The following is a 22,685-nucleotide window of genomic DNA, read 5'->3' on the forward strand; positions in this document are numbered from 1 at the left end:
CGTAGAAAAACCCCGGGATTACGGGGTTTTTGGGGCCTTGGCGGGCACCGTTTGGACGTTTTTGCCCTTCGCGGAGATGAGCTCGTAATGATCCCGGCTGATAAAGAAACCAACGCCGCCCGAGACGTTTCCGCAGGCCACCCCCGAGTGGTAGGCGGAGCACCGCAGGCCGTTCCGTTCGAGGTTGCCGCCGTCGGGCAGGACGGGCAGCTTGGAGACGGGCCCGCCGGGTGTGCCCTTTGGCCCGTATTCGGCTTCCATCTGCGTGATGCCGGACCGGCATTCCCCGTACCGGGCCTGGCCGGGCGTCGCGAGTGCCGTCCCGCCCAGATAGCCGAGTCCGGTCCCGGAGCAGTCGTCTGCGATGTCCGTGGCCGCCGGTGCCGGATATGCCGCGAGCTCGCAGTGCGCCACGGGCACGGTGGCCAGTTTCGCGTTGCCGGGATCGCTGAAGTTGTTGGTTTCGTAGGGCAGGTTCAGGTGCGGCCCGCGGGCTGACGTGAGCGCGCACACGATGTTCCGGTCCGCGGTGACGAACGCCAGCACGTCCTCACCCGCGGCAAAGGCGGCCGGGTCAGTGAGCGGCGCCTGTTTCAGCTGTTCGAGGGCGGGCAGCGGCGGGGGCGGGGTGTAGTCCGGATCCGCCACGGTGACGGAACAGCCGGCCAGTGTCACTGCCAACATGGCCAACGAAAACACCATGGCGGGGCCGGCGGCAGCGTGGTCCAGGCGCCGCACCTGCACGCTCAGGCGTCGATCTTGGTCAGCGGCGCGTACCGGAGCAGCAGCCGCTTCTCGCCGACATCGAACTTCACCTTCGCCACGGTCTTGTCCCCGGCGCCTTCGACGGCGAGCACGGTGCCGTTGCCGAAGCTGGTGTGGTTGACCTTGTCCCCCACGCTGACGGCGATGACTTCCTTCTGCGGCTGCACGCGGTTTTTTGCGACGGCGGCAGGGACGTCGGCGTTGAAGCCGGCGGACGGGTCGGCACGGCTGCCGCGGGCCGTTCCGGCGCCCCAGAAGGATCCGCTGTAACGGCTCGATCCGATGGACGCTCCGCTCCCCCAGCCGCCGACCTGCCGGCTGGTGCCCTCGCGCTTCCATTCGACGAGCTCGGAGGGAATTTCCTCCAGGAACTGGCTGGCCGGGTTGTACTGGCTCTGGCCCCACATGTTGCGGACCTCGGACCGCGTGACGTAGAGGCGCTTCCGGGCGCGCGTCAGTCCCACGTAGGCGAGCCGCCGCTCCTCCGCCAGTTCCTTGGGGTCCGTGGCCGAACGCTGGTGCGGGAAGAGCCCGTGCTCCATGCCTGTCAGGAACACCACCGGGAATTCCAGGCCCTTGGCCGTGTGCAGCGTCATGAGCGTGACCACACCCAGCCGCTTGGCCTCCGCCACGGCGGCGTCGATGTCGGCGCCGGGGGCGTCCGGGATCTGGTCGGCGTCGGCGACGAGTGACACCTGCTCCAGGAAGGCCTCGAGGGAACCTTCGGGGTTCTCCTGCTCGTATTCACGCACGACGGCGACGAGCTCGGCGAGGTTCTCCACGCGGGATTCGTCCTGCGGATCGTTGCTGGAGCGCAGGGTGGCGAGGTAGCCGGTCTGCTCCAGCACGGCCTCAAGCGCGGCAGCCGCACCGGAGCCGGCCGCGACCTCGGCGAGATCGTCCAGGAGCTTCACAAAGCCGAGCACCGCGTTGACGGAGCGGGTGGCCATGCCGGGCGCCTGATCGGCGCGGCGGGCGGCGGCGATGAAGGAGGTGCGCTCCCGCTCGGCGAGGGCGGCCACGGCACCCTCTGCCCGGTCCCCGATCCCGCGCTTGGGTTCGTTGAGGACGCGGCGGAGGTTGACGTCGTCGTCCGGGTTGACCAGCACGCGCAGGTACGCCAGGGCGTCTTTGATTTCCTTGCGCTCGTAGAACCTGGTGCCGCCCACCACCTTGTACGGCAGGCCGACGCGCACCAGGACATCTTCGATGGAACGCGACTGGGCGTTGGTGCGGTAGAAGATGGCGACGTCGCCGGGGCGCAGGTTGTCCTCGTCCTGGAGCCGGTCGATCTCCTTGGCGATGAACTGGGCTTCGTCGTGCTCGTTTTCACCGACGTAGCCGATGATCTTGTGGCCTTCCCCCTCCGCGGTCCACAGCCTCTTCTCCGGGCGGTTGGGGTTGCGGGAGATAACGGAGTTGGCCGCGCTCAGGATGTTCTGGGTGGAGCGGTAGTTCTGCTCCAGCTTGATGGTGTGGGCGTCCGGGTAGTCCTTCTCGAACTCCACGATGTTGCGGATGTCCGCACCGCGGAACGCGTAGATGGACTGGTCTGAGTCGCCGACGACGGTCAGTTCCGCCGATCCCGGCCCCTCGCCGACGATTTCGCGCACCAGGGCGTACTGCGCGTGGTTGGTGTCCTGGTATTCGTCCACCAGGACGTGCCGGAACCGGCGGCGGTAGGAGTCAGCGAGCGCAGGGAAGGCCCGGAACATGTAGACGGTCTGCGCGATCAGGTCGTCGAAGTCCATGGCGTTGGCCTGGCGCAGCCGCTGGGTGTAGCCCTTGAAGACGTCCGCTACGGCACTTTCGAAGGGGTCACTGTGGTTGGCTGCGGACGCGAAGGAGTCGTCGTCGATCAGTTCGTTCTTGAGCGCGGAAATCTTGTGCTGGATGGCCTTGGGCGCGAACTTCTTGGGGTCCAGGTCCAGGTTCTTGGCCACAAGCGTGATCAGCCGGAGGGAGTCCGCGGAGTCATAGATGGAGAAGTTGGATTTCAGGCCGACGTTGGCGGCCTCGCGCCGCAGGATCCGCACGCAGGACGAGTGGAACGTGGAGATCCACATGGCTTTGGCTCTGCCGCCCACGAGTGCCTCGATGCGCTCGCGCATTTCGGCCGCGGCCTTGTTGGTGAACGTGATGGCCAGGATCTCGCCGTGGTGGGCCCGCTTGGTGGCGATGAGGTAGGCGATCCGGTTACTGAGGACGCGGGTTTTACCGGAGCCGGCACCGGCCACGATCAGCAGTGCGCTGCCGGAGTGTTTGACCGCCTCTTCCTGCTGCGGGTTCAGGCCCGCCAGCAGCGCCCCGGCGTCAGGAAGGTGGTGCCGGGCATGTTCCCCGCCAGGGCCCCCATCGACGGGGCCGGATGCGGCGCCGGCTGCCGGGCCAACCGCCGGGTGGCCTGCGGATTCGCCCGGCCCGCTGCCGAACGCGGGCGTCATCAGCCCTGTTTCGGGGCGCGACTTGGTGATGGCACCGGCGTGGGAACCAGCTTTGAACGGACCGTCAGCGTAGGGGTCAAACAACATATCCATGGTGACTACAAGTCTAGGCGGTGGGGCTGACACTCGAATCCGCCCTGTGGATAACCCCGGCGCGGGGCGGGGTGGAGCGCGGAAATACCCAAGCCGGAAGCCGGCGGAAACCTAGTCCACAGAGCCTGACTCTAGCGCGGCGCGCAACTGGTGCACCGCCGTCGTTCCTCCCGCCATGAACCATTCCAGGCCGTTGACGTGGACGCTGCCGGCGACGCCGCCGGCGGCCGTCACGATGGCCTTCCCGGGAAGCCAGTCCCATTCCGGGCAGCTGTGCTGGAACCAGCAGCCAAGCTGCCCGTCGGCGACGCGCCCCAGGTCACACGAGCCGGACCCGAGCATCCGCAGCGTCGCGGCCGATGTCGCGGCGGCGTGCCACGGCATGGCGCACATCGGGTCGGAGAGCCACCGGGGGTGGATGTAGGTGGCGGCGCCGAGGTGGGAAACGTCCGCGGCGTTGCGGTTGGCCCCGTCCTCCCGGAAAGTGGTGACCGGATCGCCGTTAAGGGTGGTGGCGCGCTGCTTGCCGCCGATCCAGAGCTTGTCCTCCTCGGGCTGGAAAATGGCGCCGAGCAGCACATCGGATTCGTCCTTGAGCGCGATGGCCGAGCACCAGTAGGTGGATCCCTGCAGGAAGTTGTACGTGCCGTCCACCGGGTCGATGACCCAGGTCCGCCCGCTGCTGCCGTGCACCGCGGCGCCTTCCTCACCCAGGACGCCGTCGTCCGGGCGGCAGCGCTGCAGCTGCTCCAGCACATACGCTTCAGCGGCGTGGTCCGCGGCGGTGACGACGTCGGAGATCGAGGTCTTGTGCTGGGCATCGAGGCCGCCCTGCCGCATCAGCAGGGCCAGCTGCCCGGCCTCGCGGACCAGCTCGGCGGCCAGCTCGTAGTCGTCGAGCTCGGGGCTCAGGTTGGTGGCGCTGTGTTTTCCCAGTTTGTGTCTGCCCAGTTCCGTCACGGTTCCCACCCTATCGGCGCCGGGCATGCGCTGCACAGCAGAGGTCCATGGCCAGCAGATGCGCTGCACTGCAGCGGCGGTGTGGCGGGCGATAATGGACGCATGGCCAAAACACCTGCACAGCGGATCAAGAAGCACGGCGCGAAGGCCGCAGTACCCCAGCACCACCTGCCGCCGGTGATCAATCCCGGCACGGACCGCACGCCGGCAAAGGCGCAAAACAACGCCAACCTGATTGTCATCGCCGGCGTGGTGGCCAGCCTGTTCCTGTTCTGGTACGTCCACCTGCTCACGCTGAACCAGCTCACCCAGCTGTCCGGCGGCCTGGCCATGCCCGATTCCCTGGTCGGCGGCTTCGACACCGGTTACGCCGAGCAGATCCGCCGCGCCCTGGACGGGGACGCCCGCGGCCAGCTCAACTATGTCCACAAGACCGCGGGCACCCTGTTTCCGCTGATCTTCGCCTTCACCTGGCTGCTGCTGATCGGCACCAACGTGGCCCGGAAAGGGCTGCGCTGGGCGCTCTGGGCTCTGCCGCTGCTGTTCGTGGTGGTCCGGCTGTGGGGCAACGTCACCATCGATTCCATGATCGCGGCGGTAGACCTCGACGGCGGCCAGGTCGCCCTGGCATCCGGCCTCACCGTGGCCGGCTGGGTACTGTTTGTGGCCAGCCTGGTGGCCGGCGGCGCCGCCGTGCTCTTGGGGCGCCGGTCCGCGAAGAAAGCCGCCGGTCAGCCGGCCGGCCCGCAGCAGGAAGCCTAAGCGCAAGCCAGCCTAAGCCCCTCGCGCCACCTGCGCCCGGGCGAAGGCCTTGCGAACCTGCCGTTCCTGCCGGACGCGCTGGGCGATGACCAGGCCGGCCGCGGCCAGGCCGATCGTGATGGGATAGCCCATCAGCCGTTCCAGGGTCCCGGGCTCGGGGACGTCCAGGCCGGTGAAGGCGGCGGTGACGAGCGCGGCTGCGGACACCCCGCCGCTGGCCAGCACGAACCAGCCCAGCGGTGACTGCCGGAGCCACAGCGCGCCGAGCAGCAGCAATGCCAGGGAACCGGCGATGAAGTACATCACGGCCCCGGCGTAGTGCCAGCCCGACTCCAGGTCCTCCGGGACCAGGCCCACGATGATCGTGCCCGCGCCCGCCGTCCCGGTAAAGATCCGCGCCGCCACGGCCGAATACCAGGGCACTTCCCCTGAGTGGCTTGCTGCCACCCGCATGCCGGCCCGGGCGGCCACGCGCAGCAGCGCCGAGCTCAGCAGCAGCGCGCCGAGCAGCATTCCCAGGCCCTGCACCACGAAGGAGGAATTCATGAGCACGTGCAGTGGCGAACAGATGCTGCGGCCGTTGTAGAGCCCGCAGGTGAGGGCACCGAGGTCACTGATGAGTCCGGTCCGCCGGCTGTAGGGGGCGGGTCCGGCCCAGGCGCCGATGACGGCTGCCTCCGCCACGAAATACTGGACCACACTGAGCACCGCCCATGCCCCGATGTACTGGCGCGTGGAGGCGGTGTCTGGCAGGAAGGTTGCCCGGGCGGTGGGGACTTGAGCTGCGGCGGCCATGCCAAGAGCGTAGTACGCGCCGTCACCTTGTATGCTTGTAAGCGTGCCCGAACGGGCCGGTCCAAAACCCGGCCGCGGCGGGCGCCCGCCCTCGTAGCTCAGTGGATAGAGCACGGCTCTCCTAAAGCCGGTGTCGTTGGTTCGATTCCAATCGAGGGCACTTGAATCTGCAGCACCCGTCCGGGCTCCGCGACTATCTGCTGGGCACAGCGCCGGCGGACCCATCCCTCCCGAACCTCCCCCAGCCAGGCCGCTGGTCCGTGGAGCGGACCATGCTGGACCGGGCGGCCGGCACCCGCGGCACCTTTACCGGCGTCGTCATCCTTTCCCCCGACGACGACGGCGGGCTCCGCTTCCATGAGGAAGGCACCGTGGTCTGGCCTTCAGTTAACTCGCCGGCCGGCGACGGCGAAACCTTCACCGGCCCCGCCACCCGCGATTACCTGCTCAGGCCCGCGGACACACCGGACGCCATGGACATGCTGTTTCCGGACGGCCGGCCGTTCCACCGGATGAGCTTCTCGCCCGAGGCCAGCCAGGACCGGCACTGGTGCAATCCCGATACCTACCGGGTCACGTACATCCGCCACGGCGAGGACGAGTTCAGCTACACCTGGGATGTGACCGGCCCGCGCAAGGACCTGCTGCTGGAGTCGCTCCTGAGGCGGCTGCCCGCGACGGCAGGGGCAGACGGGCTAGGCTCGAAACCGTGAATCCCCGCATCATCGTTTCCGCCGTGTGTGTCTACGACGCCGACGGCCGGCTCCTGACCGTCCGCAAGCGCGGCACGGACAAGTTCATGCATCCCGGCGGCAAGCCCGAGCCCGGCGAAACGGCTGTGCAGGCCGCCGCGCGGGAGCTCCAGGAGGAGGTCGGCATCGTCGTCGATCCCCGCGAGCTGACGCTCATGGGCGTCTGGCTGGCCGACGCCGCCAACGAGGCAGCCACGGAAATCGAGGCCACGGTCTTCACGGCGCCCGGCACCTGGGTGGCGCACCCCTCCGCGGAGATCGCCGAGATCCGGTGGCTGGACCTCGCGGCGGAATGGCCCGGGGACCTGGCGCCGCTGCTCACGGACCACATCCTTCCGGCGCTGGCGGAAACCGGGCGCTGACGCCAGCGGGCGCTGACGCCGAAGCGTGAGGTCTCGTCGCTTTGAGCGAGGCTAAACGCTAAGATCTCACGCCTCGATGACGTCCCCGCTCGACCAACGCCAGCAAGGAGCGTCAGTACTCCGGAACCGCTTCCTCCGCCACGGCCGTGGCCTCGGCGAACTGGGTCCGGTACAGCTCGGCGTAGCGGCCGTCGGCGGCCAGCAGCTCCGTGTGGGTCCCGCGCTCCACGATCTGGCCGTCCTCCACCACCAGGATGGCGTCGGCCGCACGGATCGTGGAGAGCCGGTGGGCAATCACGACGGCGGTGCGACCTTCCAGCGCAGCGCCCAGTGCCGCCTGCACGGCGGCCTCGTTCGTGGAGTCCAGCGCGGCGGTGGCTTCGTCGAGGATGACCACGCGGGGCTGGGCGATCAGCAGCCGGGCGATGGTGAGCCGCTGCCGTTCGCCGCCGGAGAGCCGGTAGCCGCGCTCCCCCACCACGGTTTCCAGGCCGTCGGGAAGGGACCGGATCATGGCTTCGAGCCGGGCCTGGCGCAGGACAGCCCACATGTCCTCGTCGGTGGCGTCGGGGCGGGCCAGCCTCAGGTTGGAGGCGATCGTTTCGTGGAACAGGTGCCCGTCCTGGGTGACCATGCCCAGGGTGGCGCGGATGGAATCAAAGGTCAGGTCGCGCACGTCCAGGCCGGAGGCCGGGGCGGTGCCGCCGAGGCGAACGGCGCCGGAATCGACGTCGTACAGCCGGGACAGCAGCTGGGCCACCGTGGACTTGCCGGCACCGGAGGAGCCCACGAGAGCGACGGTCTGTCCCGGTTCCACCCGGAAGCTGATGCCGTGCAGCACTTCCTCCCCGCCGCGGGTGTCCAGCGTGGAGACCTCCTCCAGCGACGCCAGCGAGACCTTGTCCGCCGAGGGGTAGGAGAAGCGCACGTCGTCGAACTCCACGGCCACGGGCCCCGGCGGGACCGCCAGCGCGCCCGGCTTTTCCTGGATGAGGGGCTTCAGGTCCAGGATTTCGAAGACCCGCTCAAAGCTGACCAGGGCGCTCATGATCTCCACGCGCGCGTTGGACAGCGCGGTGAGCGGCGCATAGAGGCGGGTGAGCAGCAGCGCCAGCACCACGACGTCGCCCGGGGCGAGCTGCCCGCCGATGGCGAGCCAGCCGCCCAGGCCGTAGACCAGGGCGAGGGCCAGGGCTGAGACGAGCGTCAGCGCCGTCACGAACGTGAACTGCAGCATGGCCGTCCGCACGCCGATGTCGCGGACCCGGCCGGCCCGCAGTGCGAACTCGCGGGACTCCTCGTCGGGCCGCCCGAAGAGCTTGACCAGGGTGGCGCCGGGGGCGGAGAAGCGCTCGGTCATCTGGGTGCCCATGGCCGCATTGTGCTCAGCCGCCTCGCGCCGCAGGTCCGCCAGCCGGGAGCCCATCCGCCGGGCGGGAATGAGGAAGATCGGCAGCAGGATCATGGCCAGCACGGTGACCAGCCAGGACGTATTCAGCATCACCACGAGGGTGAGGATGAGGGCCACGACGTTGCTGACCACGCCGGACAGGGTCCCGGCGAACGCGGACTGGGCGCCGATGACGTCGTTGTTCAGACGGCTGACCAGCGCGCCGGTGCGGGTCCGGGTGAAGAACGCGATGGGCATTCTCTGCACGTGGTCGAACACCTTGGTGCGCAGGTCCACGATGACGCCCTCGCCGATGGTGGAGGACAGCCAGCGGCTCACCATGCCGAGGGCTGCCTCGGCCACGGCCACACCGGCGATCAGGGCCGCCAGCCGGATCACTTCGCCGGCGTCGGCGCGGGCCACGATCGTGTTGACCACCTGGCCGGCGAGCACCGGCGTCGCAACCGCCAGGAAGGCCATGGCGACGGAGACGGCAACGAACCCGATCAGCCTTCCCCGGTGCGGCCGGGCGAAGCCCATGACGCGCTTCAGGGTCTCCCTGGAGAACGGCCGGGAACCGCTCTTGGCCCGGGTGATGTTGTAAAGGGAGCGCCAGGCGACGCCGTCCATGCTCATTTCGTTTGCTCCATCTTGCCCGCCACCAGTTCGGTGACGACGCCGTTGTCCACGTTCCAGCGCACGTCCAGGCGGACGTTTTCCAGCAGCCGCCGGTCGTGGGTGACCAGCAGCAGCGCGCCGTCGTAGCTTTCCAGTGCTTCCTCCAGCTGCTCGATCGCCGGAAGGTCCAGGTGGTTGGTGGGCTCATCCAGGACCAGCAGGTTCACGCCGCGGGCCTGCAGCAGGGCCAGGGCGGCACGGGTCCGCTCCCCCGGCGAGAGCGAGTCCACGGTGCGCGGGGTGTGGTCCGCCTTGAGGCCGAACTTCGCCAGCAGCGTGCGGACCTCGGCGGACGTGTAGTCGGTCAGCACGGCTTCGACGGCGGCACCCAGTTTCAGGTGACCGGCCAGCAGCCCGCGGGCCTGGTCGATCTCGCCGACGGCCACGGACACACCACGGGAGGCGTCGCCGGAGTCCGGTTCCTGGGTTCCCAGCAACAGCCGGAGCAGCGTCGACTTGCCGGCCCCGTTGGGTCCGGTGATGCCGATCCGCTCACCGGCGTTCAGCTGCAGGTTTACCGGCCCCAGGGTGAAGCTGCCCTGCCGGACGACGGCGTCGCGCAGCGTTGCCACCACGGAGCTGGAGCGGGGCGCCTGGCCGATGCTGAACTGCAGCTGCCATTCCTTGCGCGGCTCCTCCACCACATCGAGGCGGGCGATGCGCGATTCCATCTGCCGGACCTTCTGCGCCTGCTTTTCGGAGGACTCGGTGCTGGCGGCACGGCGGATCTTGTCGTTGTCAGGGCTCTTCCGCATGGCGTTGCGGACACCCTGCGAGCTCCATTCCCGCTGGGTGCGGGCGCGGGACACAAGGTCCGCCTTGGTCGCGGCGAATTCCTCGTACCGTTCGCGGGCGTGCCGGCGGGCCACGGCGCGTTCCTCCAGGAAGGCCTCGTAGCCGCCGTCGTACACGGCCACCGAGTTCTGGGCCAGGTCCAGCTCCACGATGGAGGTCACGCAGCGGGCGAGGAACTCGCGGTCGTGGGAGACCAGCACCACGCCGCCGCGCAGGCCCTGCACGAAGGATTCCAGCTTGGCCAGGCCGTCCAGGTCAAGATCGTTGGTGGGCTCGTCCAAAAGCACGACGTCGAAGCGGCTCAGCAGCAGGGCGGCGAGCGCCACACGCGCGGCCTGGCCGCCGGAGAGCCCGGTCATCTCGGCGTCGGGGCCGACGTCCAGGCCCAGGTCCGCGAGGACGGGGGCTATCCGCTCGTCCAGGTCCGCGGCGCCGGAGGCCATCCACCGGTCAAAGGCCAGCGAGTACGCGTCGTCCGCTCCGGGCGCGCCCGAGCCGAGGGCCTCGGCGGTGGATTCCATCTCAGCGGTGGCCTTCGCGCAGCCAGTGCGGCGGGCGATATAGGCGGCAACCGTCTCGCCGGCGACGCGTTCATGTTCCTGCGGCAGCCAGCCCACGAAGGCGTCGGCGGGCGCGAGGCTGACGGTGCCGTCCTGCGCCTGGTCCACGCCGGCAAGGAGCCGCAGCAGCGTGGACTTGCCCGCACCATTGACGCCGACCACGCCAACAACGTCCCCGGGGGCCACCGTGAGGGACAGCCCGGAGAAGAGGGTGCGGTGATCATGACCGCCCGAAAGGTCTTTCGCAACAAGGGTTGCAGTCATCAATCCATCCTCTCACCGCTGCCCGTTTTCGCCCGAAAATTCAGGCGGGCATGAAAGAACCCGCTGGTCCGGACTTGGGGGGTGTACGGACCAGCGGGTTCGACCATTTAGCATAGTGGAAGCGGCGCGCTACGTAAAATCGAGGCCTGCGGGCCGCCACTTCGCAGCACCCCGCCCGTCAGCAGAGAGCGTTCCATGCCCCTACCCGCCAAGGCCTTCCAGCGCTGGCTGCACGGCGTCGCGCCGGATGCCAGCGTTGCCGATGTGGCCAGGGCTTCAGGGGTCAAGCGCACCACCCTCGCGCAGCAGCTGGTCCGCGGGAAGGTGGCCGAGGCAACCGTGGTGGGGATCAGCCGGGCGTTCAACCTCAATCCGGTGGCCGCACTGGGCTCCTTCGAGCCATACCGGGACCTGGGAAAGCCGCCGATCCCGCCCACACTGCAGGAACTGGTCAGCCAGATCGCCACCGCGGACCTGCTGCACGCCATCATTGCCCGCACCGAGGCCGACACCGGAACAGGTGCCAAGGCCAAAGGCACAGGACCGCCCGAGCTCAGCCCGCCGCCGCACGCCACCTCCGTGAAGAACTGGGTGGACGCCATCGACGACGGCGAACTCCGCCACCGCGTCTCCGCCGCCACCGGCGTCGCACCCCAAAACTACTCAGCACAACTGACCGCCAACCGGCTCGCCCCCGAACTGGCCGTCGCCACCTCCCGCGCCGCCGGCGTCGGACTCGCAGGCGGACTGGTGGCCACCGGACTTGTGACCGAAGCCGAAGCCGGCTGGCCGCACGGCGCCCGGCAGGCCGCCCTGGACCGGCTCAGCGATGGCCAGCTGACCGCCCTGGCCGGCGAACGCCTGCAGGCCCTCGGCAAAACCCTGCGCCGCCAGGAACACGACCAACGTCAAACCGAACAGATCTGGGAGAACCTCGGATGATTGAAATGCTGCAATGGACCACATTGATCGCGTCCGGCGCCGCCACGCTCAGTCGGATCCCGAACCTGGTCCGGCGGAAGAACGGCTCCATGTTCTACATTCTGGGCCTCATGACCCTGGCGATCCTGCTCAGCATCAAAGGCCCGTACCTGGCAATTGACGGCCTGCTTGGGGGCACTAACATGGCAAACCTCCTGCTGCGGTTCGTCATCCTCGGAGCCATCTACTTCCTGGGCATCCGGATTGCAGCGGGATTCGGCGATGAAAGGGGTCTCCGGCTGGTCCGGGGCCCGGCCGGCATGCTCGCCTTCGGCCTGGTCGCCATCGCCCTGCTGGTCTCGTTCATCCTGATGGACACCGCGGGATCCTCGGTGGGCATGGGCACCGTGGACGACAGGAACGAGTGGAACGCCGTGGTCGTGGAGTACTACGCCGCCGCCGGCCGGGCCTATCCGGCCTATGTGTGCCTTGTCCTGCTGCCGGGGACTGTGCGGGCGTTCAGGAGTTCCCTGCCCGCAGTGCTGCGGGCCAGCGCGCTCCTTCTGGCCGTCGGGAGTGCGGCGATCGCGGTCTCCGTGCTGTTCCCGCTCATCCCGCCCGCGGTGGGATACCTGAAATTCGTCATCAACTACACAGCCATCCTTTGCTTTGTCGCCGGACTGGCGCTCATCTGGGTGGCCAGCGGCCGGGCGGGGCGGCGGCAAGGAGCGCTTTCCGTCGAGCGCCGCTAAATTCCAACGACGCTAGTATGAGTCAAACCTTCGTTCAGCAGAGAGCGTTTCATGCCCCTCCCCGCCAAAGCATTCCAGCGCTGGCTTAGTGGCGTGGCACCGGATACCAGCACGGCCGATGTGTGCAGGGTCTCCGGGGTCAAGCGCACCACCCTCGCCCAGCAGATGGTGCGGGGAAAGGTTGCCGAGACTACAGTCGTGAGCATCAGCCGGGCCTACGGCATCAACCCGGTTGCCGCCCTGGCCACTTTCGAGCCCTATACCGACCTCGCCAGTTCCGCCATCCCTCCCACCGACAAGGAACTGGTAAGCCAAATCGCCACCGTCGACCTCCTGCGGGCCGTCATTGTCCGCACCGCTCCCAGTGGTTCCGCCGGCAAGGGCACGCCGGGGCTCAGCCCGCCGCCGCACGCCACCTCCGTGAAGAACTGGGTGGACGCCATCGACGACGGCGAACTCCGCCACCGCGTCTCCGCCGCCACCGGCGTCGCACCCCAAAACTACTCCGCGCAGCTGACCGCCAACCGGCTCGCCCCCGAACTGGCCCTGGCCACCTCCCGGGCCGCCGGCGTCGGACTCGCAGGCGGACTGGTAGCCGCCGGCCTGGTCACCGAAGCCGAAGCCGGCTGGCCGGCCGGCGCCCGGCAGGCCGCCCTGGACCGGCTCAGCGACGGCGACCTCACCGCGCTGGCCGGGGAACGCCTCCAGGCACTCGGCAAGACCCTGCGGCGGCAGGAACAGGACCAGGAACAGACCGAAAGAATCTGGGAGAACCTGGTATGAGCGAGGTTCTTCCCTGGATCACGCTGGTGGTGTGCGCGGGTGCCGCCCTGGCCAGAATCCCGAGCACCCTGCGCGGCGTCAACCCGGCGCTGTTTTACATTTTCCTGTTGGCGACGGCCGCCGCGGTCCTCAGCATCGGACAGTTCTATGTGGCCATCGACGGCGCCCTCGGCGGCATAAACATTGCCCATGTCCTGCTGCGCCTGGTTGTCTTCGCCACGATCTACCTCATCGCCGTCCGGGTCACGAAGGGGTTTGGTGCCCCCGACGCCCATCGCATGATCGCCGGGCGTCCCGGACTGGCAGTCCTGGCGGTTTTCTCCGCTGCCCTCGTGGCCGTCTTCCTCCTGATGGATCCCTCAACAACGTCGGCAGGCTTTCGGGACGTTGCCGGGGCAACTAGCCGGAATGAGGTGCTCATGCCCTACTACTGGGCCGTCGCGCGCGGTTATCTGGCGTACGTCTCGCTCGCCCTGCTGCCTGCCCTGCTCCGTTGCGTCAGGGACAGACTGCCCACGCTCGTCCGGACCGGGGCCGCGCTGATGGCGGCAGGAGCGGTGGCTACTGTTGCCGGATTCTGCCTCGAGTTGGCCCCGCGGCAGCTACTCGCGGCGTCACCGGCGGTGAACAACGCAGCGGTGGTCTTCTTCGTAGCCGGCTTGGTAATGGTGTGGTTGGCGAGGGTGAAGGCGGCCAGGCCTGGCAGTAACGGAACGTCATCTACCGAAAGGTAGCAAACCGGGATTCACAAAATCATTAGACCGTGAGAGAATCATGAATGTGTGAAAGCAGCTGCTGCCTGGCTCACAAGCCGTGGCGCCTGCCGGATCACACATTGGGGGGATGAGTGGTGGCGGCCGTTGGGGACCGCCCCCACTCAGCCTGTTTAAGGGCCTGCCCGGAAGGGAAGGCCAGCCGCCGTATGATGGCGAAATAAAAGGTCTTTGCCCATGCGTTGCACGCAGTGGCATCGCCGGAAGCCGGACCGGCGGCCGCGATGCCAGCCGCCGCAGCCGAACGAAGAAGGTACCCGCCATGAACCGTGTCCATTCCCGCCGCTCCGCCCTTGCAGCCACCCTTGCCGGACTGGCGTTGGCACTGACGGCCTGCGGCGGCGGCTCCGGCGGCGGAGCTTCCTCGGCACCCGCCTCGGGCGGCTCGGACACGTCGCTCAGCGATGTGAAGTCCAAGGGCGAGATCGTCATCGCCACCGAGGGCACCTACAAGCCCTTCAGCTTCCACGCGGAAGGTGCCGGTGACCTCACGGGCTACGACGTCGAGATCGCCCGCGCCGTCGCCGAGAAGCTCGGCGTGAAGGCCAAGTTCCAGGAGACCCAGTTCGACGGAATCTTCGCGGGCCTCGACGCCAAGCGTTTCGACACCATCGCCAACCAGATCTCCATCAACGCCGAACGCAAGGCCAAGTACGACTTCTCCAAGCCGTACACCGTCTCCACCGGCGTGATCGTGACGAAGGCGGACAACAGCAGCATTAACAGCTTCGAGAGCCTCAAGGGCAAGACTGCAGCCCAGTCGCTCACCAGCAACTTCTACAAGTTGGCCGTGGACGCGGGTGCCAACGTCCAGTCCGTGGAGGGCTGGGCCCAGGGCGTGGCGCTGGTCCGGCAGGGGCGCGTGGACGCCATCGTCAACGACAAGCTCACGTACCTCGACTACGCCAAGACCAATCCCGACGCCGGGCTGAAGATCGCCGCCGAAACCACCGACAAGTCCGAAAGCGCCTTCGTGTTCCGCAAGGGTTCCACGGAGCTCACCTCCGCAGTGGACAAGGCGCTGGACGATCTCCGCGCTGACGGAACGCTGACCAAGATCTCGGAGAAATACTTCGGCACGGACGTCACCAAGTAGATGCCGTTGAACTGGGATCTCGTCTGGAGCTCCTTCGGCCCCCTTGTCACCGGGGCAGTCACCGGCACCATCCCGCTGACGCTGGCGTCGTTCGTGATCGGCCTGGCGCTGGCCCTGCTGGTGGCGCTCATGCGGCTGAGCCGGAACGTGGCGGTGTCCGGCGTGGCGCGGTTCTACGTTTCGGTGATCCGCGGTACGCCGCTGCTGGTGCAACTGTTTGTGATCTTCTACGGACTGCCCAGCCTGGGCGTGAAGCTCGACCCGTGGCCCAGCGCCATCATCGCCTTCTCGCTGAACGTGGGCGGATATGCCGCCGAGGTCATCCGCGCTGCCATCCTCTCCGTGCCCAAGGGCCAGTGGGAAGCCGGCCACACCATCGGCATGTCCCGGGGCCAGTCGCTGCGCCGCATCATCCTTCCGCAGGCCGCCAGGGTGTCCGTGCCGCCGCTGTCCAACACCTTCATTTCGCTGGTCAAGGACACGTCCCTGGCCTCCCTCATCCTGGTCACGGAGCTCTTCCGCAACGCCCAGCAGATCGCGGCCTTCAGCCAGGAGTTCATGGTGCTGTACCTCGAGGCGGCCCTGGTCTACTGGGTGATCTGCCTGGCGCTCTCCTCCGGGCAGTCCGTCCTTGAAAGGAGGCTGGACCGCTATGTCGCCCACTGACGAAGGCCGGGGACCCGCTCCCCACGGCGCAGCATCACAGGCCAGGCCGGTGCTGTCTGTCCGCAATCTCGCGAAGGCGTTCGGCAGCAACGTGGTGCTGCGGGACATCGACCTCGACGTGCGCCGGGGCAACGTGGTGGCCCTGATCGGGCCGTCCGGTTCGGGCAAGACCACCGTGCTGCGCTCACTCAACGGACTGGAAACGCCCGACGCCGGGACGGTCACCTTTGCCGGGCCAGGCACCTCCGCGGGTGCGGGGACGTCCGGAGGGGCGGGGGCAGACCTTGCACTGGATTTCTCTGCCAAGGTCTCCAAGAAGGAGATCTCGGACCTGCGGGACCGCAGCGCCATGGTGTTCCAGCACTACAACCTGTTCCCGCACATGACCGTCCTGCAGAACATCATTGAAGGACCGGTCCAGGTCCAGAAGCGCAAGCGGGCCGAGGCCGTGGCCGACGCCGAAAAGCTCCTTGCCAGGGTGGGTCTGGCGGACAAGCGCGACGCCTATCCGTTCGAGCTCTCCGGCGGCCAGCAGCAGCGCGTGGGCATTGTGCGTGCCCTTGCCCTGAAACCCCAGCTGCTGCTGTTCGACGAGCCCACCTCGGCGCTGGACCCGGAGCTCGTGGGCGACGTCCTGGGCGTCATCCAGGAACTGGCCGACGAGGGGTGGACCATGGTCATCGTCACCCACGAGCTGGCCTTCGCCCGGCAAGTGGCGGACGAGGTCATCTTCATGGACGGCGGCCTGGTGGTGGAGCGCGGACCGGCCGCCGAGGTCCTCCGCGCGCCGCGGCAGGAGCGGACCCGGCAATTCGTCCGGCGCCTGCTCCACGAGTTCTGACCGTCCACACCCTTCGCCGTTTCGCCAAAAAAGGCCGCCCAGCAGCAAGCTGAGCGGCCCTTTTTGGTAAATCGCCTGACCGCTCGCTGTCAGCGGGCGAGCCTCAGGGTCACCAGCTGGAACGGCCGCAGCGTGAGCTCGGCGGAAGCCGTCCCGGCCACCACGCCTGTCGCCTCGACCGGCCGCTCGAGCAGGTCCACGGCCTGGATGCCCGTGGCCGGGAAGTTGGCCGTGAGCCGTCCGGCCGAGCGCTGGCCGAGTGATTCGTACAGCCGGACGATGACGTCGCCGGAGCCGTCTTCGGCCAGCTTCACCGCTTCAATGACCAGGGCCGGGTTGTCCACGGAAACCAGGGCCTCCGCAGGGTGCGAGCCCCGGACCGTCCTCGGCGCGAGGTTGGCGCGGTAGCCTTCCTCCACGGCCTCGGCGATTCCCGCTGCCGGCCGGACCCAGACGTCTAGCACGTGCCGGCCGCGGTCGGCCTCGGGGTCCGGGAACTTGGCCGCGCGCAGCAGCGAGAGCCGGACGGTGGTGGTGGTCCCGCCGTCGTTCCGGACAGACCGGGCGACGTCGTGCCCGTACGTCGATGCGTTGGCGATGGCCACGCCGTACCCTGGCTCGGCCACATGGATCCACCGGTGCGCGCAGATCTCGAACTTCGCTGCTTCCCACGACGTGTTCACGTGCGTGGGCCTGAAGACGTGGCCGAACTGGGTCTCGGCCGCCGACCGGTCGGCCCTCAGGTCCAGCGGGAAGCCCAGCTTGAGCAGCTTCTCGCGTTCCTGCCAGTCGACCTCGGTGGAGATCGCCAGCGACGGGCTGCCCGGCGCCAGCGTGATGCGCTGGATGATGCGGGAGGATCCGGTGAGCCGTTCAACCACGACGACGGCGTCCCCGCCGTCCCGCTCCAGCCGTACCTCCGCGGCGTCGGTCAGGCCGGTGACGTTCCGCCGGTAGAACTCGTCGATGTCCCAGGCGTCCCATTCGTTGGGGGTGTCGCGGTGCAGTTCCAGGTGGTTGCCGAACTCGCCCGGGGCGATCGCCTCGCGGCCTGTGCCGTGATCCCGCAGGGAGGTCAGAAGGCCGTTGTCATCCAGCACGGCACGGATCACGCCGTTGTCCAGGACAAAGCCGCCATCCAGCGGCGTGGCCGTAACGTGCTCCAGGGTTGCTGCTGTGCCCTGGGTTGCAGCTGCGTTCCCGGACACAGCAGGCGCGGCGGCTGCGAGCGCCGGGACTCCATGGCGCGCATGGGGGCTGGCGTTGAGCAGGAACTCCTGCGTGCCTTCGCCAAGGAGGGCCGCGGACGCGTCGCTGATGAGCGCTTCCAGCCCCTTGGCCACGGCGGCGTAGTTGCGTTCGGCGTCCTGGTGCACCCAGGCGATGGCGCTGCCGGGCAGGATGTCGTGGAACTGCTGCAGCAGGACCAGCTGCCACAGCCGCTTCAGTTCGGCCGCGGGGTAGGTGTACTCCCCGCCGGAGCGGACGGCGGCGGTGGCGCACCACAGCTCCGCCTCGCGGAGAAGGTGCTCGGACCGGCGGTTGCCCTGCTTCGTCCTGGCCTGGCTCGTGTAGGTGCCGCGGTGCAGCTCCAGGTACATCTCCCCCACCCACACCGGCAGCGCTTTGTACTCGGCCTCGGCCTGTTCAAAGAAGCTGCGCGGCGTTCCGATCCGGACCTTCGGCGAGCCTTCCAGATCGGCCGCGCGGTGCGCAGCCGCGAGCATCTCCCTCGTGGGTCCGCCGCCGCCGTCGCCATAGCCGAACGGGACGAGCGAGGTGGTGCCGTATCCGTGGTCCCGGTAGTTGCGCTCGGCGTGCGCCAGGTCCCGGGCGCTGAGTTCGGAGTTGTAGGTGTCCACCGGCGGGAAGTGCGTGAAGAGGCGGGTGCCGTCGATGCCTTCCCAGCTGAAGGTGTGGTGCGGCATCCGGTTGATCTGGTTCCAGGAGATTTTCTGGGTCAGGAACCAGCGGCTGCCGGCGGCCTTGACGATCTGCGGCAGGGCAGCGGAGTACCCGAAGGAGTCCGGGAGCCAGGCTTCCCTGCACTCGACGTCGAATTCCCTGAGGAAGAAACTCTTGCCTTCCACGAACTGCCGGGCCATGGCCTCACCGCCGGGCATGTTGGTGTCGGACTCCACCCACATGCCGCCCACCGGAATGAACTGGCCGGACTTCACCTTCTCGCGGATGCGTTCGAAGAGTTCCGGGTAGTACTCCTTGATCCAGGCGAGTTGCTGGGCCGAGGAGCAGGAGAACACGAAGTCCGGGTCCTCGTCCATGAGGGCCACCACGTTGGAAAAGGTCCGGGCGCACTTGCGCATGGTCTCCCGCACGGGCCACAGCCAGGCCGAGTCGATGTGCGCATGACCGGTGGCGAGCAGCCGGTGGGCGGAGGCATAGGCAGGCCTGGCCAGCACCTCGGCCAGCGCTGCCCGCCCGGCCGACGCCGTACCCGCGACGTCGTCCGGGTCCATGGTGTCCATCATGCGCTCGAGCGCACGGAGGATCTCATGCCGGCGGGGCAGTTCGGTGGGGAGCTCGTGCATGAGGCCGCTGAGCGTCAGCACGTCCTGCTGGAGCTCCCACACGGCGCGGTTCAGCTCCGCGATGGCGATGCTGCCGAGGCGGTACTGCGGTTCATTGCCCGCCGTGGCCTTGTCCCCGTACGGAGTGGCCGCGAAGCTCCAGCCCTGGGCCACATCGGGATTGGCTGCCGCCTCCACATAGAAGTCGACGGCGAGGCCGCTGCCCAGCAGCTTCAGCGGGATGTGCTGGTTGCGGGGCGAGATGGCCTTGATGATGGTGCCGTCCGGCCGCCACGCGATCCCCTCGCACTGGAAGCCGGGGATCTCCGTGGTGAACCCCAGGTCCACCACGATCTCCACTTCGGTATCCGGCGCAGTTCCCCAGGGGTCTGGCACCTCTCCCCGGAGCCGCAGCCACTTTGTGCTCCACGGGCGGCCCCACGCGGCCCCGTGCTCCTGCGGGACGAACTCCTGGCGCAGGGCCTCCAGCACCGGGACGGGTTCATCGGGCACGTCCCAGCTGCTGAGCTCCAGCGGCACGCTGCGCCCGTAGATGGCGGGGGTGATCCGTTCGCGGAGAAAGCGGTCCAGGCGGACTTCCGTGATCCGGCGGTCGTCGTGCAATGTGTACCTCTTTAGTACGTGAAAGCAGAAGCGGGCGGTGCTGGCTTTCGTGCGGGCATGGGCGTGGCGGTCAGCTTGGCTCCCGGCAGTTCAGTTGCCGTCTGAGCGGATCTACGCTTCCATTCGATGGATAAAATCTACTGCCTTGGCGCCCGGCCGCCAAGGGGCCACGCCCCTACCGCGGCACCGATGCCGGCGTCGAAATACGGCCGGATCCTGCATAAACGTTCAGGCTGGTTCCCCGGCTGAAACCGGCAAGCGTGACGCCGGTGGACTCCGCAAGCTCCACCGCGAGGCTCGAGGGTGCGCTGACGGCAGCCAGTACGGGGATGCCGGCCAGCGCGGCCTTCTGGACGAGCTCAAAGGAGGCCCGTCCGGAAACCTGGAGCACGGTGTTGGTCAGCGGCAGCCGGCGTTCGCGCAGGGCCCAGCCAACCACCTTGTCCACCGCGTTGTGCCGCCCCACGTCCTCCCGCAGGCACAGCAGCTCCGCACCGCCGTCGTCGTCAATCCTGAACAGTCCGGCCGCATGCACTCCCCCGGTCACCTCAAAGACCGCCTGCGCCTCGCGCAGCTTGTCCGGGAGGGAGGCAAGCGTTTCGACCGGAACGGTGAGCCGGTCGGCGGCGGGGTTGAAGTGCGAGGACTTCGTCACCGATTCGATGGAGTCCGTGCCGCAGATCCCGCACGAGCTGGAGGTGTAGACGTGCCGGCCCGTGTCCGGCAGGGGCACATCGGGCCGCAGCTGGGCTTCGACCACATTGAACGTCTGGACCCCGTTTTCGTCCTCGCCGGCACAGAACCTGAGCGAGATCAGCTGGTCGGCGTCCCAGATGACACCTTCGGAGACGAGGAAACCGGCCACGAGGTCGAAGTCGTCGCCGGGCGTGCGCATGGTGACCGAGAAGGACAGGGTGCCCAGCCGGATCTCAAGAGGCTCCTCCACCGCCAGCACGTCCTCACGGTGCCGGACCGGGAACTCCAGTGCCGCGGCCGAGCCGTCCAGGACGTAGCGGTGTACCTTGCGTCGTTGCGTTACACGGCCCATGAGAGACTCCGCGCTGAGTGGCTGTTCATGCTTCCATCATTGCATCTCAGCCGGGCAGGCACTTCCATGAAGCAGGCACTTCAATCAAGCAGGCAATTCCATCAAGCACGCGTTTAATCGAGCAGGGCGCTCCAGTCCACCGGCCCGCTTTGGGCTGCCTGCTTGGCGGAGGTCCGGGACGCGGATTTCCGCGCCGGGCTCTTGGGCTTGGATTCGGCGGTCTTGGGCTCGGGGATGTCCGGGCCCCAGGGCAGCGCAAACGCGGGCACCATCTCGCCCAGCTGCACGCCATGCGGCGGCACCACCAGGACCCCGTCGGCCGATGCCAGTCCTCGCATCATGCCCGGGCCGGTATGCTGCGCGGGCGAGGCCATGCCGTAGAGGAGCCGGAAGGGCATGAGCCGGGTGCGGCCGGGATCGGGTTCGATCATGGTGCCGCACGGAACCTCGCGGACCGGCGGCAGCTGGCCGTGCCCCAGGGCGGCGAGGAGCGGCGCGCCCACCGTGCAGAGGGCCATCATCGCCGCCAGCGGGTTGCCCGGCAGCCCCAGGACGAAGCGCCCGTCCGGAAGTTCGGCGAGGACGGCAGGGTGTCCCGGCCGCATGGCGACGCCGTCGATAATCAGCCGTCCGCCCAGGTCCGCCACGGCACGCCGAAAGTGATCGGTGCCGGAACGGCCGGTACCGCCGGTGGTGATGACGACGTCGGCCGGCAGGTTCAGTGCCTCGGGGATGCCTGAGTCTTCCAGACCCTCCAGCCATTCTGTGTAGCTGTCACCGATGCGCGCCTGTTCACGGCACAGGCCGCCCAGCATCTCCACGACAGTTGCCAGCTGCGGCCCGAACGTGTCACGCACCCGCCCTGGCTCGGGCAGTCCCTGCTCGATCACTTCGGAGCCTGTCAGCAGCAGCTTCACCACCGGCTTGCCCAAAACCTCCACCTCGTCGTACCCGGCGAGGGCGGCCAAGGCCACATGGGCAGGGTTAAGCACGACGCCGGCCCTGACCAGCACGTCTCCGGCCTCCGCCTCCTCTGCCGCCTTCCGGATGTGCTGGCCGTTCCCCGGTTCGCCGGGGCGGGCGGCGCCGCCCAGCGTCAGGACGGGGAGCCCGTCGTCGTCCGTGGAGATCACACCGCTCTCGGTGCGGAGCACCGCCTTGGCGCCGGGCGGAATCAGTCCGCCCGTTACGATCACGCTCGCCTGGTGCGGGGCCAGCCGATGCCCCGGCTCGGCCAGGATCCACGGGCCGCTTCCATTTACGGCCCAGCCGTCCATGGCGGACGACGCATAGTGCGGCATGTCCTGGTGGGCGGTGATGTCCGAGGACAGGGTCCTGCCCACGGCCTCGCGCAGGGGAACGGGTGCCGCCGGGATGGGGGCAGCACAGTCGAAGGCGGCCTGCCGGGCCTCCTCCCAGGTGTGCGCCAGGTGCTTGGCATGCGCGTCCTGCTCCCCCGGTGCTTCCTGCTCGCCCGGGGCGTCCGGGTCCGCCAAGGCTTCGTGCCCGCCCGCCGCGGCGGGATCGGCGACCAGGTCGGAATCAGTGGCGGACGCTGGTTCGACGGCGGCCGAAGAACTTTCGTCGTCGGCAGCAGTTGCGTCCCCGGCGGGGGTTTCCTCCGTGGAGGCGAGTGGGTCGTCGGAGCGGTGCTCGGGCGCGGCTGTCATTCCCCCGGAGTCCCGCTGGGCACCGAGGTTCCGGCGGGCGACGACGTTCCGGCGGAGCCCGCCGCCGGGGAACCTGCCGTAGCCTGTGCCTCGTCGGCCGCGTAGGATTTGGCAACGGAGCGGGCAACGTCCATGGCACCTTGCATGGCCTGGACGTCCGGAGCCTGGCCTGCAGCGCACTTTAGGCCGGTCGCGAGCCCCGCTATGAAAGTGGTGAGGGGTGCAGCCGGACGCACCACGGAGTGCGCAGCCACTCCCGCGACGGACAACACCTCATTGATGTCCACGTCCACATCCTCGAGCTCAAAGGCCCGCAGCAGCAGACGGCACCATTCCTCAAGCGTCTCGTCCTGGCTTTTCATG

20 protein-coding genes and 1 tRNA gene are annotated in these 22,685 nt (G+C 68.4%); 11 read left to right on the forward strand and 10 right to left on the reverse strand.

Going from position 1 to position 22,685, the window contains the following annotated elements; translation table 11 throughout:
* Positions 1-18 precede the first annotated feature (18 nt).
* The 3 genes from R5O87_RS09160 to R5O87_RS09170 form a co-directional block, all read right to left on the reverse strand.
* Positions 19-702, reverse strand: a complete 684-nt coding sequence (locus tag R5O87_RS09160; RefSeq protein WP_410555422.1) for a hypothetical protein — start codon at positions 700-702, stop codon at positions 19-21.
* Positions 703-746: 44 nt separating this feature from the next.
* Positions 747-3,296: a DNA helicase PcrA gene (gene pcrA, locus R5O87_RS09165; RefSeq protein ID WP_410555421.1), complete on the reverse strand. Its 2,550-nt coding sequence runs from the start codon at positions 3,294-3,296 to the stop codon at positions 747-749.
* Between the two features lie 117 nt (positions 3,297-3,413).
* Positions 3,414-4,262 (reverse strand): inositol monophosphatase family protein, encoded by an 849-nt coding sequence (locus tag R5O87_RS09170; RefSeq protein ID WP_462836419.1) that lies wholly within the window; start codon positions 4,260-4,262, stop codon positions 3,414-3,416.
* A gap of 102 nt (positions 4,263-4,364) precedes the next feature.
* Between R5O87_RS09170 and R5O87_RS09175 the strand changes: the two genes are divergently transcribed.
* Positions 4,365-5,024, forward strand: coding sequence for a hypothetical protein (locus R5O87_RS09175; protein WP_410555329.1), 660 nt, complete (start codon positions 4,365-4,367; stop codon positions 5,022-5,024).
* A gap of 12 nt (positions 5,025-5,036) precedes the next feature.
* Here the strand turns inward: R5O87_RS09175 and R5O87_RS09180 are convergent, their stop codons facing one another.
* Positions 5,037-5,819 (reverse strand): hypothetical protein, encoded by a 783-nt coding sequence (locus R5O87_RS09180; RefSeq protein WP_410555328.1) that lies wholly within the window; start codon positions 5,817-5,819, stop codon positions 5,037-5,039.
* A gap of 87 nt (positions 5,820-5,906) precedes the next feature.
* On the opposite strand from R5O87_RS09180, the gene R5O87_RS09185 reads away from it, so the two are divergent.
* From R5O87_RS09185 to R5O87_RS09195, 3 genes are all read left to right on the forward strand, one after another.
* Positions 5,907-5,979, forward strand: a tRNA-Arg gene (locus tag R5O87_RS09185).
* Between the two features lies 1 nt (position 5,980).
* Entirely contained in the window at positions 5,981-6,532 is a 552-nt protein-coding gene (locus R5O87_RS09190; protein ID WP_410555327.1) for a DUF6314 family protein, read from the forward strand.
* Positions 6,529-6,933: an NUDIX hydrolase gene (locus R5O87_RS09195; protein WP_410555326.1), complete on the forward strand. Its 405-nt coding sequence runs from the start codon at positions 6,529-6,531 to the stop codon at positions 6,931-6,933. Before R5O87_RS09190 ends, R5O87_RS09195 begins: the two co-directional genes overlap by 4 nt.
* A 112-nt stretch (positions 6,934-7,045) precedes the next feature.
* Here R5O87_RS09195 and R5O87_RS09200 read toward each other — a convergent pair whose 3' ends face one another.
* Together R5O87_RS09200 and R5O87_RS09205 are read right to left on the reverse strand one after the other, a co-directional pair.
* A complete protein-coding gene (locus R5O87_RS09200; protein WP_410555325.1) occupies positions 7,046-8,959 on the reverse strand; it encodes an ABC transporter ATP-binding protein in 1,914 nt (637 codons plus the stop codon).
* Positions 8,956-10,620: an ATP-binding cassette domain-containing protein gene (locus R5O87_RS09205; protein WP_410555324.1), complete on the reverse strand. Its 1,665-nt coding sequence runs from the start codon at positions 10,618-10,620 to the stop codon at positions 8,956-8,958. Before R5O87_RS09205 ends, R5O87_RS09200 begins: the two co-directional genes overlap by 4 nt.
* 195 nt (positions 10,621-10,815) lie before the next feature.
* On the opposite strand from R5O87_RS09205, the gene R5O87_RS09210 reads away from it, so the two are divergent.
* From R5O87_RS09210 to R5O87_RS09240, 7 genes are all read left to right on the forward strand, one after another.
* A complete protein-coding gene (locus tag R5O87_RS09210; RefSeq protein WP_410555323.1) occupies positions 10,816-11,562 on the forward strand; it encodes a hypothetical protein in 747 nt (248 codons plus the stop codon).
* Entirely contained in the window at positions 11,559-12,293 is a 735-nt protein-coding gene (locus R5O87_RS09215) for a hypothetical protein (protein WP_410555322.1), read from the forward strand. The genes R5O87_RS09210 and R5O87_RS09215 overlap by 4 nt, the downstream gene beginning before the upstream one ends.
* A gap of 51 nt (positions 12,294-12,344) precedes the next feature.
* Positions 12,345-13,076 carry a hypothetical protein gene (locus R5O87_RS09220; RefSeq protein ID WP_410555321.1) on the forward strand — a complete coding sequence of 244 codons (732 nt, stop codon included), beginning with the start codon at positions 12,345-12,347 and terminating at the stop codon, positions 13,074-13,076.
* Complete coding sequence (locus R5O87_RS09225) at positions 13,073-13,810, forward strand: hypothetical protein (protein ID WP_410555320.1); 738 nt, start codon at positions 13,073-13,075, stop codon at positions 13,808-13,810. Before R5O87_RS09220 ends, R5O87_RS09225 begins: the two co-directional genes overlap by 4 nt.
* Before the next feature lie 301 nt (positions 13,811-14,111).
* The gene (locus R5O87_RS09230; protein WP_410555319.1) at positions 14,112-14,945 is read left to right on the forward strand and encodes an amino acid ABC transporter substrate-binding protein; all 834 of its coding nucleotides are present in this window, start codon (positions 14,112-14,114) and stop codon (positions 14,943-14,945) included.
* Positions 14,946-15,611, forward strand: coding sequence for an amino acid ABC transporter permease (locus tag R5O87_RS09235; protein WP_410555318.1), 666 nt, complete (start codon positions 14,946-14,948; stop codon positions 15,609-15,611).
* Entirely contained in the window at positions 15,598-16,452 is an 855-nt protein-coding gene (locus R5O87_RS09240) for an amino acid ABC transporter ATP-binding protein (RefSeq protein WP_410555317.1), read from the forward strand. The genes R5O87_RS09235 and R5O87_RS09240 overlap by 14 nt, the downstream gene beginning before the upstream one ends.
* Before the next feature lie 89 nt (positions 16,453-16,541).
* Here R5O87_RS09240 and R5O87_RS09245 read toward each other — a convergent pair whose 3' ends face one another.
* From R5O87_RS09245 to R5O87_RS09260, 4 genes are all read right to left on the reverse strand, one after another.
* Complete coding sequence (locus tag R5O87_RS09245; protein WP_410555316.1) at positions 16,542-19,604, reverse strand: alpha-mannosidase; 3,063 nt, start codon at positions 19,602-19,604, stop codon at positions 16,542-16,544.
* Between the two features lie 175 nt (positions 19,605-19,779).
* Positions 19,780-20,652 (reverse strand): formate dehydrogenase accessory sulfurtransferase FdhD, encoded by an 873-nt coding sequence (fdhD, locus tag R5O87_RS09250; RefSeq protein ID WP_410555315.1) that lies wholly within the window; start codon positions 20,650-20,652, stop codon positions 19,780-19,782.
* A 113-nt stretch (positions 20,653-20,765) separates the two neighbouring features.
* Complete coding sequence (locus R5O87_RS09255) at positions 20,766-22,322, reverse strand: molybdopterin molybdotransferase MoeA (protein ID WP_410555314.1); 1,557 nt, start codon at positions 22,320-22,322, stop codon at positions 20,766-20,768.
* Positions 22,319-22,684: a DUF6457 domain-containing protein gene (locus R5O87_RS09260; RefSeq protein ID WP_410555313.1), complete on the reverse strand. Its 366-nt coding sequence runs from the start codon at positions 22,682-22,684 to the stop codon at positions 22,319-22,321. Before R5O87_RS09260 ends, R5O87_RS09255 begins: the two co-directional genes overlap by 4 nt.
* Position 22,685 lies beyond the last annotated feature (1 nt).

The sequence above is a fragment of the Arthrobacter globiformis genome (assembly GCF_046536215.2).
Classification (GTDB): Bacteria; Actinomycetota; Actinomycetes; order Actinomycetales; family Micrococcaceae; genus Arthrobacter; species Arthrobacter globiformis_E.